The following is a 14129-nucleotide window of genomic DNA, read 5'->3' as shown; positions in this document are numbered from 1 at the left end:
GGAGAAATTGATGAAACATGCATCCAGTTTGCCTGAGTGGCAAAAAAATGTTGTTGAGTTCTTATCTAGTCGTAGAAAGTATCGGTTATTTGGATGGGAGTTTGGTCCAATTTTATTTGATGAGTTATATAGGATAAGGGATTATCGCACAGACTATATAAGAGTTGGAGCTTTTTTCACTCCTATAGTTGCTTTTTCTGCTGGGCTTGTTTCATTTGTATCAACACGCAGGGTATATCTTGCTGCAGTAGTAACTTCTAGCCTAATAGTACTAGGGATTATAACTACACTTGCCGTTGACTATCAAATGACAAAAAGAAAGGCTGGGGTGGTAAGCCAAGAGGATTGTGTTAAATTGCTGAAAGCACTAGAGAGAATGCCGCAGTATTGGTGGTGGCCATGGAGTAAACAGATAGAGGATATTACGATCACTGAAGAACAAATAAATAGAGCAGTGAACTACAATGATTACTCGATTGCTTCACGCTTAATCTATTCCTTATTTACTAACGTTGCGTTGCATCAACTTTACGTTGCAAGGCTAAGTTATCTTTATAGTTATCATAAACTTGGAGGGAAAATGGTATTAGGGTTTGATATAATAGGTTCATGTAAAAAATTACTACAAAGCAACAATCTTATTTCTAGTGATGAAAAAGTACCTGAAACTGCACAGGAAGCATATAGGGAAGAAAATAGGTTAGAAGAGGCAAGTAGGATTGATAAATTAGTCAGGACCATATGTAGAGTTGATAACAAAGAATTGAGTTTAAGTCAGGCACTTGATTTATTGCAAAAAAAGTGGATGCCATTTTATCTTGATAAAAGCTTGGGTGGAGTGAGAAAAAAAACAAAGAGTGAAGAGGAACATAACAAATATTTTGAAAGTCTTATTAAACAATTTAGGAACTTATCATTAAAGCACCATCCAGACAAGGGAAAAGTTAAAGATGAAGAAATGCAAAAAATAATTAACCAGACTACAAAAGCTCTGAGGAATATACATTCATACATCATGCAGGATGAGACGTTTATTCTCAATAAAGACTGTTACTTATTGTATGGAATGTATAACCGCATACCATTAAGCACATTAAGTAGTGATGAAAAAGATATATCTAGAGTAGTAAAGGTGTCGTCCATAGATGGAATGTCTGCTTTGTTTGAGTTGAGTCGCTTGGCTGATCAGGAAGAAGAATTTTTGATGAGGGCAAGAAATAGGTACTTAAAAGATGCAAAGGCATCTGTTGAATTCCTTTGTGAAAAGTTGTTGGCAATAAAGAACATAACATATAAAGAAATTGAGTCTTTAAGCAACGTTATAGAAGTAAGATGGAAGGAGTTTGATAGTGCTTATAATGGGTATGTGGAGGAATATTATAAACGTTGGGTAGATTACTTAGAGTCTTTGAATGCTCGTTGTGAAAAATCTGAGTTGCTTGAGGTAATAAAGGAAGCAGTAGAAAAGTTCTTAAAAGAGAGCAAGGAACAATATGAAATGCTAGTAGGGCAATCTTATGGCGTGAATCCAGATGAGAATTTTGTACTACCTATGTTAGACTATTTTACTTTGATGGAAGCATACTATAAGTTTGCTACTAAACTACTTAAGGACAAAAAGAATTGCTATAGTCTTCAGGGTTATCGTTTCGACTCAGATGCTCTTGATAAGATAAGTTCCATACTGAAAGAAAGTAAAGATAGCAAGGAAGTTTTGAAAGAAAAAAGCAAAGAAGAGGTAGAGGGTGAATCATCGCATGAAGAGAGAATAGAGAAGAAAAATCAATTATCTTATAAAGATAACATAAAGGAGGATAAGTTATCCTACAGAGAATTACTATTTCATACAAGAGCTATGGTAAATTCCTATGTTAAGAATGATGATAATGAATTAAATGAAGAGGTAAAGAGATCCTATAAGGAATCGAAGGTAGGTAAAGTACCGACTAAAGAAGAAATAGGAAATGTAATAGTATTCATGTTAAAACGCTTAGAGGAATTATTGAGTAATAGATTTCAAAGCAAGAAAACAGCTTTCCAAAGGCAAAGAGAAGAATCTAAGCAATTGAAAGAAGAACGAGAGAAATCAGAAGAAGAATTAAGACAAGCAAAACACAAAGCAGAACTTACTGAGGAGGTAAGTGATCTTTTTACGAAAAGGTTATCTGACTTCAACATGGATAGTAAATTAGGGAAAGCAATATTGAAAGATCAAAGAAAGATTAAACGGAAGATTGTGAAGTGTATTATGGAGTACAACTTTTCTCTAGAGCAGGTGCTAGGTGCAATAATGGAAGGAATAAAGTTTAATGAAGAACGAGTTGTAAGAGAAGGCGCTGTTAGTGATGAATTGATAGAAGTAGTTATAAGAAACTTTTTGACTATTAATGAAATAGTTGAAGAAATGGTAGAGAAGGTAGTAATAGAAGTTGATAACAGTACTGTTTTGCAAGATATGCAGGCGCCAAGCTCTGTATTTAACAATGTAACTAATGAACCAATTGCAGGACCTTCTTGTAGGAGATAAGAGTTTTAAAGTTTGTGAAAAACTTGGATTTGTGGCTATTATTTTGTATGCTCTTTTTATCATAAAAAGTATTACTTTTATAAAAACACAAGTCCCTTTAGCGTCACAAAAAATTTGTTCATTTACTTTTCCAAAAATCACAAAAAAGTACCTACCTTTGTGAGAACAATTTAAATAAAAGCAGCGTTGTGAAAATAAAAACGCAAAATTGTTGCAACAAAGCCAAACAAATTAGTTCATATCTAAATGTGGCAAAAGTAGGTTAATATAGCTGACTTTATAGTATAGTAGAATTATTATATAGAAAAGTTCGAACGTATTGTTTGGTAAAGGAAAGAAACTACAAAACAATTCAAGTAGCAAACTCTTCGATGGAAGTAGAGAATGGGAACCGTAGCCGTCGTTCTATCAATCAACCTTATTTAAAACCACTTTTGTTCCAGATCCGAGGTTGGTTTGTAAACATAATGAGTCGATTATCTTTTCAAAGCGTTTCCAACAAGCAGACTCTATTATCAGCGCCTTTAGTAAATAAAGAATTTGTAAAAGGAATTGACGATAAAACTAAAGTGGTGCCAGACATTAGAAGCATTTCAGCACAATCTGATATAAATGGAAGAATACTATTAGCTGATATGTTGCTGGCCAAGAGAGGTAAAAGACAAATGTATACTTCTTCAGCAGATAAACAGATTTCTTTGCAAGAGGCACAAGGCTATTCATTAAATATCGTAGATAAGTTTGAAGCAGAACTAAAACAAGCAGCTTTTCGTTGTGGTATATCGGTACAACAATTAAAAATTAATTTTCAAGAAGTACAATTAAGTGTACTTAAGAAAGTCATAGCGGGAAACTATCATGAAATCTCAGGTATGCTGTACTCATATGCAGAAAAAGCTTGTCCAGCATTAGAGCAAAAGGAGAAATTCTCAATGTCTTTTAAAGGTAAAATCGAGCAAATGTTGCAGAAAGAAATGATGCCTTTACTGGACAAAGCAAATGTTGATCCTTCATCAGTAAGTACTAATAAAGCTGTAGCTCTATCTGGTCCTAGAACCAATTTAAATAACGTATCAATTACAACTAATTCTACTGAATTGATCAGATAGAGCCTGAGTGAAGGAAGGAGCAGGTGTTTGCATTTTTTGTGGCTACTTGCTCCTACTGTTTCTCTAACTAATGTTGATTGATCAGAAAGTCTGTTTGATTTCGTCAAGGGAAAGTCCGGTGATTTCAGCTATAACATCTATAGAGACAACGGCCTTAAGTGAATTTTTTGCCACTGCTATTTTAGCTTTCATTTCACCTTTTTCTTCGCCAATTAGGATGCCTTTTTCATGTCCGATTGGCTTTGTTGCATAGCACTGATAGGCATGTAAATCACAGTGAATTTACGCAGCTAATTTAAATTTAGCCATACCTATATCAGTAAATTTGTTCAATAAGTAGCACTTAATTAACAGCTCTTTTTCACGATTTACCTCTGATTTATTTTTCAAGCCAAACCCAAATATTTGCTTCAACCTATAGAAAAAGACTTCAATATAAGACCGTGCTCCATACTTAACTTTTTTCTTCCATTCATTAATACCATCTTCATAATTCTCATATGACCTAATTCTACTAATATACTTGTTTCTTTCTGATAAGTAGTCAGCTAAACAAATTTTAGTATCCTTCCTAGGGCGAATAATAGGCACAATATTGTATTTTCTGCATTCTTTATACACACTTTTTATATCATAAGCCGCATCTGCTCGAATAGAACAAATGTTATATTTATCACTGACTTCTTCTAACATATCGCAGACCGGCAAATAGTCTACAGCAACACCACTAGTGTAGTTCATGCTTATTGCTTTCTTATCATTTATGTTTAAAACAACATGTAATTTTCTTACTTGACCATAACCACTGTATTTTCTTTTTCGAATATTAAGCTTACTATGCCCACCGTTCTTATTGTAGATACTAACTCTAGTGCTATCTACGGCAATTTCAACATTTTCCAGATCATCTTTATTGCTTCTATGGTCATCAATCTTCAAATTAAGCTTTTTAAATCTTCTGGAAGCTTGTGTATAGCTGATAATCTTAAGTTTTTTGCCTATTTGTACCATATAACCTTTTACAAAACCTACAGCTTGTCTCAAGCCAATTCTAAAAAGATGAACTATTATGTGTATTAAAATTACAACTTTATCACTATAAGTGTTATTGCCACCTGCAACTTTTGGACTATTTTCATACCAATTTTCTATGGCTTGATTAACAAAATGAAAAACATTTCCTCTTTTTTTGAGAAACTCGTTATATTCTCTTTGGTTACTTACTCTCATTTTTTGTGGCATAAGTTGTACTTGTTTGAAAAATGCCTATTTTACAACAAAATGCGTTAGTAGCCATATATTAAAAAGCTTTTCTTCTTACAATAACCTCAACCAACACTAGCTATGCAACAAAGCCATTCGGAACAGCAGTTTGGGAATTGTGAGGGGTTCTAAACCCACAACTATACGAACATTGCAATTTCAGATTCCAGTGCCTTGACTACAAATGTTCGTATCAACTATGTTTTTTAAAATTTCTTCAATTTTGTTTTATTACAACTTTTTATTGTAATTCTACAATTCTACTCAATCATGAGGGGTATTTTGGTAATTAAAAACCTATTCATTATAGAAAAAGAATTTTATATCAAACAGCCATCACAGCAATTCCTGCTTAGATTTTGTGGTTAGTGAATATGTGCTTTAAATTTGTGTGGACGCACATATTCACTGTAGATTCAAATAGTATGTAGGCTCATTGCTTCTTTCAGTCTCGCATTAGCAATCACTATGATTTTACGCATTAGAGCTGTCATAGCCACCATCTTCTTTTTACCTTTACCAACAAGCTTGGAATAGAAGGTACCAAGCGCAGACTTAGACCTTGAAGCAGCCATTGCAGCTGTAAAAAGCTTTTCACGAACGTTGCTTCTACCACCTGTTATTCTTCGGTAACCAATAGTTTTTCCACTTTCTTTTGGATGAGGTGCAACTCCAGCAAGACTTGCAACTTCTCCTCTACCTAAGTAGCCAAGTTCCGGCATTAGACATAGAAAATCTTGAGATAATTTTGGACCTATTCCTGGAACTGTTCTAAGAATTTTTTGGCGCTTCTGTAACTCTAGATTCTCATCAATAATTTTTTGTATAGTATTGTTGAGTTCATTTACCTGACTGTTGAAAAATTCAATGGTTTTTTGACAACTTTCTTTTATATGATCGTTTTCAGGTGCTGCAAGCCTACATTTCTCTTGAGCTCTCATTTTTGTAATGTCATCACGACGTTGACAAAGTGCAGCTAAGGTTGTTTGTTCTTTTGACATAGGCACAAATAGAGATAGAGTACTATAGCGTTCAAACCCATATTGAGCAAGGGCTCTTGCATCTGATTGATCAGACTTTGCTAAAGTTCCATGAGATAGGACAAAGCTTTTTACTTTGCGAGTATTAGCTCGATGTACAGCAATATTCATGTCAATAAGAAAATGTGATAAACCAAGCTCATATTTTCCTGTATTTTCTAAAGTCACTAAAGAATTAGGTAGGATATCTGAAAATTTTTGAAACATTCGTTGCCAACCAGCAGTATCATTGTCAAATTCGACAGCGCTCTTCTGTTTGTGAACTGCAACAACATTTTTAAATTTTCCGATGTCAATGCCAATAAAATTTTGATAAGACGTAATCATAATAACCTCGATAGTTTTAATTGATTTAAGATTGTAAACGGGTGCATATTTATGTCCCACACAACTATTCAAACATATCGAGAGATGGGCTAGTGTACCTTGATCCGAACGGTTGTAATACCAATAGTTGGTCGGTCGCACACGCCCGTGATAGCCCTATTTTCTTATAAAGATAGGACTATCTTCCCTCTTATCTTCTTTATATCATATTTTTAACTTACAATAATTGAGGAGTCGGTTTACTTGGATACTGACGTTCAAATGTAATTTCCGCTTGCTTGAGTTCATTCAATGCCTGTTCCCAACGTCTTTCAAGTTCTGCAGCTACAAGACGATTGTCAGGATCAACTTGATTAAATTGTCGTTCTGCCAATCTTACTTGGTATCTTAAGCGTTCTAATTGTTGTAAATGAGCTTTATTAATTTCTTGTTCAGATTGTAGCTGCGAGTTAATAGCCTTAGTATAAGCATCTAGCTCAATTTGACTAAGTGCTGCAAAAAATTTAGGAACTACTTCATTATCAATAATATCAGCCGGTAAAAACTGACATGAAGGGGAAAGATCACGTTGGTGTTGGTAACTGCATTTATAATGGTTTCCTCCTTTATACTGTACTATCATTTTGTGTCCACATTCTCCACAATAGATTATTCCATGTAATAATGCTGCACCTGGTCTAGCTATCCCACGTGTTCTACAGCGACGGTAGTCCGCATGATTATCTTTAAGTATGATCTGAATCTTTGTAAAGGTTTCCCAATCTATGTAAGCTGGGTATTTATCTTTAATTAGAACTTTCCATTCTTCCATTGGTAGTCTTTTTGTTGTTTTATTAGCAGAAGATAGTTTGTGACGCGTAGTACAAGAACGACCATAAGCAAATGCTCCAGCATAAGCAGGGTTTTTGAGCATTGAGATAATTGCGTCAAAAGTTGGCTTTTTCCAATGCACTTCTTTAAAATTGTCATACCTAGGAATGGTAAGTTGGTTATTGTTGGACACTAATAATATGTTTTCTAAAATTTCTGATTTGAGACATTGCGGCATTTTTTTCCACACTCTATTTGGGTTACATGGCATAATTTATACTCCTTTGCTAAAGAAACAAATTCGTATAATGAATCCCATGTTAATTTACTTGTGAGAAAATCTTGCTTACTGGCTAAGTTGGTAGCAAGAAACGGGATACGCAGAATTATGTTATTACGATGAATAACAAATACATTACTACTACAATGGGCTCTTGAACTGATAAAGGATATAGGAAAAGTTCTGCCAAATAGCGGATGAGTTGGATCTGTAACTGTAATCTCTTTTTGGTTGTTGAATGGGGTATTAAGGTGGTTGATCGTGGAACATACCACCACGCTGTGCTAAGACAACACTGGGTTTTATATTTCATGTGGCGTTTGCCCTCGGTAATAATCCAAGGGCAAAGTTTATGTATATTACGCACCAAAGAGATTTGATGCGTGAAAAAATCAATGAACTGCACATTGTCCTTGAGTCTCCATTTTACCGTCAAGTCTTTCCAAACGTAAAAGTAGTTGGTCGCAAAAGTACGCGAGTAATTAGAACTAAAGAAGGAGGTTTTGTTAATGGCTTTTCAATATCAGGGCATGTAACAGGTACAGGAGCTGGGGATAGTTCTCTTGATTTTGATGAAGGTCGAAAGTACGGTGGTTGCATTATCCTTGATGATTTACATGATGCAAGCTGCGCTTATAGTCGGGTATCGCTGATCAGTGCCTGTCAAAAGTTTGAACAATGCATAACTTCAAGGCGTAATACTGCTGATACGCCATTTTTAGTGATTGGTCAAAGGATCAGTGTTTACGACATATTTGGTTATTTAGAGAAAAAATCAGAGCGACAGTTTGAGAAGATCATAATACCTGCAGTACTTGAAGATGGCACGAGTATTGATGAGAATAGATTGCCAATGCAGGAACTTAGGATCAAGGAAAAAGCAGATACCGTCACGGAATAATTAACCGTCATACCGCGATTCATTCGCGGTATCTCTTAGCATAGATCCCGCTAACACGTAGCGGGATGACGATTGTCGATGAACCTAAGTTACTTTAGCTATAAACATTAAGAAATTTACTAAACGAAGAAAAAAGGCAAAAGAAACCCCGTTGGTGGTTGGCTATTTACTATGTACTAAAATATCGGCGTTTTTTTATTCTAAAACGCTTGATTAAGAGCGATTTAGCTGCTTTTAACTTGCAACTAACCTAAATTATAAACGTTAAGAAATTTACTGAGCGGAAAAAAAGGCAAAGAAACCCCGTAGTAGCTAGCATTCAAATTCTCCCTTGTCAATTTGACGTTTTTTGCTGTCTTAAACGCTTTGTAAGCGCGTTTCGGCTTTTATAGGTAAAAACCCAGAAATTTTTAAAGACATGCGATGCACGTAGTGCGAAAAATTAAACATGAGACGCCAAATACCCTAAGTTTTTTGTCATTAACCTGCACAGATTGCGAAGATAAATAAATAGCTTCAGTTTCATGATAAGGGGGCTGGCGGAGTTTGTAAAGTAATTTTTCGTAGCTCTCATGACTTAAAAAGCTGGATTCCAGCTTCACGCGCTGAAATGACAGATTACTGTTACCTTATCTAGATACAGAAAAAAAAATCTTAATACTTAACACATTTTTCATAGTACACACCGTATGATTGATAAATAAAATAATGAATAGATTTACATAATGTTTGGAGGCTACCAATGGTCAACGACAAGATTACTTTGAACTTTGAGATAGAAAAAGGCGAACCTATAGATCGATACTACTTTTCTGCACGTATGAGGCTTACAGATGAAAGCAAAAATCTTTTGCGTGAGAAGCTTGGCAGTACAATTCAATTCGATAACCTAGATGATCACTTCAATCTTAACCATGAGAATTTTTATATCTACTACAATAAATATAGTGAGCACAATGGTAGAAGTGAGCTATACGTTAGGGATGATAACGGTAGATATTTAACTTCCAATCTTCCACTTAATCACTATGGATTCTCAATGGAACTATCATCTGATGGGGCGTCAATAGCAGATTATGGCTTTTATCCTCTTTATGCAATCTATAACCCAAATCACTATGATAAGGCAAAGGAAAAAGTATTTGATGATCACGGTGAATTGTCACCAATTGCATCAAATATGTTAGATAATTTTTTAAGCAACACAAATAGCTTAACCACACAAGAGATGTTTTTACAGTTGCAAAATGGAGCTACTGAAAAAGAGGAGAAATTGATAAGAGAGAAAAGACAAGCAGAAGAAGAATTAGATCAAAAGAATGAGAAATTAAAGGAGTTCATAGAAAAAGGTGAAATTACCTTGTTTAAAGTGGTAAAAGGTAATGACATAGGTAACGGGCGTTCAGAAGTAGTTTTACAGTTTACTGCAGAAGGTAAGGGGACAAATGAAATTACCCTTGATTCCGAAAAATTCTATATAGCAGATTATGAAGATAGTGAATTCTTGCATTGTGTTAGCTCTGATTATGACATGCTACTTGATTATGAAAATTTATTTTTCGCGCTCAATCAAAGCTTCTACTCAGACTTTGAAAGTGGGTTTTATTCAGCAGACAGCACTGATCCCTATAATTACGCTAAATATTCAAAGGAACCATATTTGAGTGGTGATCAGCTATCTGAAAAATTATCTCATGAGTTGGAGAAAGATAGTAACCAGATAGATGCAGAAGTTATGTTTAGTGATCAACCTATGAACGAAGAAGTTACAGTGAAAAGTGAAGTCAAATCTAGAAAGAAAAGGGCAGTTGAAGAAGATAATGCAGAAGATACTATAGGAAACATAAATGAAACAAATGAGGTAACCGGTGCGACGCGTTTGCACTCTGCTTCTTTATCAGGGGATTTGAATGAAGTTATCGAACTTGTAGAACATAGCGCAAATATTGACGCGAAAGATAAAGCCGGACAAACACCGCTACATCATGCTATTAAATCAGGAAATACAGAAATAGCAAAATATCTTATCGATCAAGGTGCAAATCTCAATTCTCAAGATATTTATTACGAAGGAACTGATTACTCTTGTTTTAAGACACCTTTGCACTATGCCATAAAATCGGGAAACATGGAAATAGTTGAATACTTAGTGGAACATGGTGCAAATCCTAATATTCCAGATGCTCACAATCTCAGGCCGCTCGACTATGCTATAAAGAACACAGCTTTAGTAAAATATCTTGTGGACAATGGTGCAGATATTAATGTACGTAATCCGATATTCCATTTTGTTAAGCTAGGTGACCTGGATATGGTGGAATATTTAGCTCAACATGGTGCAGATCTTAATGTCAAAAACACCTCTGCTCAAACACTACTACATTATGCTATTGAACTCAAACATACAGAGATAGCTAAATACTTAATAGATCACAATGTAGATATTAATACTCGAGATATTAGTTCTGGTAAATCTCCATTACATTTTGCTATGAGTATAAAAAACATGGAAGTGGCTAAATATCTAATAAAGCATGGTGCAGATGTTAATGTTAAAGATAGTTACGGTTTAGCACCTTTACACTTTGCTGTTAATTTAGGAAATCAAGAGATATTAGAATATTTAATAAAGAATAATGCAAATATTGAGGTTCGAGATAGTGAAGGCTGGACACCACTTATTCATGCAGTAAGGCATGGGCAATTGGACAAAGTAAAGTACCTGATAGAGAATGGAGCTGATGTTGATATTTGTGGTAATGAAGGATGGACGCTATTTGAGCATGCTGAACAATGGATAGATGATAGAAGAATATTAAAGGATGTAATCAATAATGATAGAAAATATGCAGATGCTGCAAGTTGGGAAAAGACTGGAAAAGATATGCTTGATTACCTTAAGGGAGTTACAAAAAATACTATACAGGAAGAAGAATCTAACTATATAGATCAAATGCAAGCAGATGATAGCAGCAGTTATGTTGAAGATCAACCAGCTTTGCAAAGCAATCGTGACGGTTATGCTGACATGGAAAAAGCTCTGCAGGAGAAATTGCATGGAGATGAAATACGCAAGCAAAGTAATGAGAAAGCTCAAAAAGATATGGAAACAAGAAAAGTCACTGTGGAAACTGACAGTAGCAATAATAAAATTGAAAAACAAGCAAAACCAATAGAAGACGAACAAGAAACTGTTATGGCAAGTGTGATAGAAAATATGGATAAAAATTCTGATAGTGAAGCAGAAGATTCTAACAGTATTGCAAATGCACAACATCCCTTAAAAATAAGGACAGGAAGTCCTCTTGAGGTGGGAAAGTATGAGGTGGAGCTGCAAGTGACATATGATGATATAAAGAATTTTTATGATACCGTACGTGGTAAATATCATGCTGGTGATGGATATAACTACGAGCAAGTAATGGTTTTATATAATGAAATTGTTAGGCCAGCATCGCAGCATTATGATAAACCATTTACCCTGCCTAAGGCATACATAACAGATGGTCATCTATTTGTTCAAAATAAAGATTTTGGAACTTTGGATGATTTTAATGAGATGTTCTATAGAAGTGATGAGTTAATGTGATGTAAAAAGCAAGATTCAATTTGGTGAACGAGAGTTAACTGACAGAGGAGATTGACACGTATGCCTTTATCTTTAAGATTGTTTATCAAGTATAGACATCAGCTCGTCCCATTCTCTTTTACCAATATTACTTTCTTCTCTAGTAACGTTTTCCCCTTTAATTAATTTGCGAATTATTTCTAGACCAGTTCTTGAAATACAAGCTGATTCTAGGCAATATTCAACAAAGGCATTGTAGGCCAATGGGACCCATTTTTTTATTATATCCAGCATAACTTCTGCATAAACTCTGATTTCATATTGGGCATGCTTATCAGCTCTAAGCTTCAAAAAATGAAGGAGGTTATGCAGATCTATTTTCCAATAAAATTGCGTGTAGTAATTAAGCGTTAGATTAGTTCGGGCAATTTCTCTTGCAAGCCCCTGCTCAATAAATTTTTCATAATGAGAATATACTAAATTAGAGTCGTTTGTTAGAGAATCTATTATTTCCTTTGAGGTATCCGGATCAAAAGCTTCACCGCTACCTTGTTTATTATTATCAGATTGTTTTGCAATCTGTTCTGGTTTTGGTATATAAAATTCATTGTCAAGTATTGAATATCTTGCCGAATATTCATTCACATTTGCAGTTCTATGCCTTATCCATTGCCTTGCAACAAAAATTGGAAGTTTCACGTGAAACTTAATTTCACACATTTCAAATGGAGTTGTATGATGATGTCTCATTAAATACTTTATAAGTGCTTCATCCTGACTTATCTGTTTTGTTCCCTTGCCATAAGAAACACGAGCAGCTTGAACTATAGCGCTATCAGAGCCCATATAATCCACTACTCGAATAAATCCATGGTCTAATACCTTATGTTCTTCATATAAGATTTCATCTATTTCTTTTACTGTAGTTCGTTTAGTTGCTTCATTCATAAAATATCCTCAAGATGAAATGGAAATATCAGCTTCACATGAATTGAGTTTTTCGTGCATTGCTTCATATCCTCTCCATAAATGATGCGAATTATTTATTGTAGTTTCTCCACCAGCTACCAAAGAAGCAAGTACCAAAGCTGCTGTTGACCTTAAGTCAGTGGCACACAGATTAGCTCCAGATAAGCTTTTTATTCCACTTATAGTAGCTTTGCTTTTCTCGATGCTGATATTAGCGCCTAACTTTCTCAATTCATCTGCATGTGCAAATCTGTTTTCAAAAATGTTCTCTTCAATTACTGATATCCCATCAGCGATGCACATTGCAGACATCAGTTGTGGTTGCATATCACTGGGAAAGTTGGGGTATGGATCTGTTGCAATGTTAGCAGACCTAATAGAGCAATTTTTTCTGGAAATCATAACCCCCTCATTATATAGTTCAACATTAGCCCCTATAGCCTTCAATTCATTCACAATACATCTTATATCAGATAGACTTATTCCTTCTAACTCCAACTTACCACCGGTTATTATAGCAGCTAGTGCATAGGTGCCTGCTTCTATGCGATCTGGTATTATTTTATGAACACATCCATTTAATTCTTCAACTCCTGTTATTGTGATCCTTGTATCACTAATCTCAATATTAGCACCCATTTTCTTTAGGAACTCTATTAAATCAAGAACTTCCGGCTCCGTTGCAGCATTGTTTATTATTGTCACTCCTTCTGCAAGTGTTGCTGCCATTATTACATTTTCTGTTGCACCAACGCTTATTTTCTCAAGTATAACTTCTTTTCCTTGTAGCTTTCCTTTCACTGTTGCAATTATATTACAGCCTTCAACTTCAATTTTAGCTCCCATTTCTTCTAATGCTTTGATATGCATATCAACGGGACGCTTTCCGATATTGCATCCACCAGGAAAGACTGTTGTGATTTTACCAAATCTACTGAGAATTGGACCTAGCATTAAAAGAGATGCTCGCAGCTTACTTGCAGTTTCGTGTGACATTACGTGATTGTTGATATTACTGCAATCAATTTCCAAAGTATGATTTGCTTTATAATCTTTATTGCGTGTAAAATTCACTTTCGCTCCAAGACTCTCAAGCAGCTTAGACATTAGATGCACATCAATTAAATCAGGTACATTATGCAAAATTACCGAGAAGCTACTCAATAGACTTGCTGCCATTATTGGTAAAACAGCATTTTTTGAGCCATTAATCTTGATTTTTCCGACCAGAGGTTTATGGTTACTACTTACTAATATTTTGTGCATTTAATTAAGCTAGATCTTACCAAATAAGTATAGTAAATCGACAGTAAAAGGCAAATTACAGATAATATA

9 protein-coding genes and 1 pseudogene are annotated in these 14129 nt (G+C 34.9%); 4 read left to right on the top strand and 6 right to left on the bottom strand.

The window, feature by feature from the left end; translation table 11 throughout:
* Positions 1-10 precede the first annotated feature (10 nt).
* Together ABWU38_RS00910 and ABWU38_RS00905 are read left to right on the top strand one after the other, a co-directional pair.
* Entirely contained in the window at positions 11-2527 is a 2517-nt protein-coding gene (locus ABWU38_RS00910; protein WP_265045486.1) for a J domain-containing protein, read from the top strand.
* Positions 2528-2898: 371 nt separating this feature from the next.
* Positions 2899-3636 (top strand): latrotoxin-related protein, encoded by a 738-nt coding sequence (locus ABWU38_RS00905; RefSeq protein WP_264688116.1) that lies wholly within the window; start codon positions 2899-2901, stop codon positions 3634-3636.
* Between the two features lie 81 nt (positions 3637-3717).
* Here the strand turns inward: ABWU38_RS00905 and ABWU38_RS00900 are convergent.
* The 4 genes and pseudogenes from ABWU38_RS00900 to ABWU38_RS00885 form a co-directional block, all read right to left on the bottom strand.
* A pseudogene (locus ABWU38_RS00900) lies at positions 3718-3870 on the bottom strand (transposase); the annotation flags it as partial.
* A 48-nt stretch (positions 3871-3918) separates the two neighbouring features.
* Positions 3919-4878 (bottom strand): IS5 family transposase, encoded by a 960-nt coding sequence (locus ABWU38_RS00895; RefSeq protein WP_353272271.1) that lies wholly within the window; start codon positions 4876-4878, stop codon positions 3919-3921.
* 437 nt (positions 4879-5315) lie between these two features.
* Positions 5316-6266 carry an IS110 family transposase gene (locus ABWU38_RS00890; protein ID WP_151808084.1) on the bottom strand — a complete coding sequence of 317 codons (951 nt, stop codon included), beginning with the start codon at positions 6264-6266 and terminating at the stop codon, positions 5316-5318.
* Between the two features lie 217 nt (positions 6267-6483).
* Complete coding sequence (locus ABWU38_RS00885; protein ID WP_353272316.1) at positions 6484-7347, bottom strand: recombinase family protein; 864 nt, start codon at positions 7345-7347, stop codon at positions 6484-6486.
* A 361-nt stretch (positions 7348-7708) separates the two neighbouring features.
* On the opposite strand from ABWU38_RS00885, the gene ABWU38_RS00880 reads away from it, so the two are divergent.
* On the top strand, positions 7709-8257 hold the full coding sequence (locus ABWU38_RS00880) for a hypothetical protein (RefSeq protein WP_353272315.1): 549 nt from the start codon (positions 7709-7711) through the stop codon (positions 8255-8257).
* A gap of 742 nt (positions 8258-8999) precedes the next feature.
* Positions 9000-11846 carry an ankyrin repeat domain-containing protein gene (locus tag ABWU38_RS00875; protein WP_353272314.1) on the top strand — a complete coding sequence of 949 codons (2847 nt, stop codon included), beginning with the start codon at positions 9000-9002 and terminating at the stop codon, positions 11844-11846.
* A gap of 72 nt (positions 11847-11918) precedes the next feature.
* Here the strand turns inward: ABWU38_RS00875 and thyX are convergent, their stop codons facing one another.
* Both thyX and murA read right to left on the bottom strand, forming a co-directional pair.
* On the bottom strand, positions 11919-12773 hold the full coding sequence (thyX, locus tag ABWU38_RS00870) for an FAD-dependent thymidylate synthase (protein WP_265017404.1): 855 nt from the start codon (positions 12771-12773) through the stop codon (positions 11919-11921).
* A gap of 9 nt (positions 12774-12782) precedes the next feature.
* A complete protein-coding gene (gene murA / locus ABWU38_RS00865) occupies positions 12783-14060 on the bottom strand; it encodes a UDP-N-acetylglucosamine 1-carboxyvinyltransferase (RefSeq protein WP_353272313.1) in 1278 nt (425 codons plus the stop codon).
* Between the last annotated feature and the right edge of the window lie 69 nt (positions 14061-14129).

The sequence above is a fragment of the Wolbachia endosymbiont (group A) of Urophora cardui genome, from assembly GCF_964028435.1.
Classification (GTDB): domain Bacteria; phylum Pseudomonadota; class Alphaproteobacteria; order Rickettsiales; family Anaplasmataceae; genus Wolbachia.
The sequence above is the reverse complement of the archived record's forward strand: the minus strand, read 5'-3'. Positions and strand labels throughout refer to the sequence as shown.

Bases quoted from the DNA above. Each gene is read 5' to 3' on its own strand.
- ABWU38_RS00910 (WP_265045486.1), top strand. From the start codon at position 11: ATGAAACATGCATCCAGTTTGCCTGAGTGGCAAAAAAATGTTGTTGAG.
- ABWU38_RS00905 (WP_264688116.1), top strand. From the start codon at position 2,899: ATGGAAGTAGAGAATGGGAACCGTAGCCGTCGTTCTATCAATCAACCT.
- ABWU38_RS00895 (WP_353272271.1), bottom strand. From the start codon at position 4,878: ATGCCACAAAAAATGAGAGTAAGTAACCAAAGAGAATATAACGAGTTT.
- ABWU38_RS00890 (WP_151808084.1), bottom strand. From the start codon at position 6,266: ATGATTACGTCTTATCAAAATTTTATTGGCATTGACATCGGAAAATTT.
- ABWU38_RS00885 (WP_353272316.1), bottom strand. From the start codon at position 7,347: ATGCCATGTAACCCAAATAGAGTGTGGAAAAAAATGCCGCAATGTCTC.
- ABWU38_RS00880 (WP_353272315.1), top strand. From the start codon at position 7,709: ATGTATATTACGCACCAAAGAGATTTGATGCGTGAAAAAATCAATGAA.
- ABWU38_RS00875 (WP_353272314.1), top strand. From the start codon at position 9,000: ATGGTCAACGACAAGATTACTTTGAACTTTGAGATAGAAAAAGGCGAA.
- thyX (WP_265017404.1), bottom strand. From the start codon at position 12,773: ATGAATGAAGCAACTAAACGAACTACAGTAAAAGAAATAGATGAAATC.
- murA (WP_353272313.1), bottom strand. From the start codon at position 14,060: ATGCACAAAATATTAGTAAGTAGTAACCATAAACCTCTGGTCGGAAAA.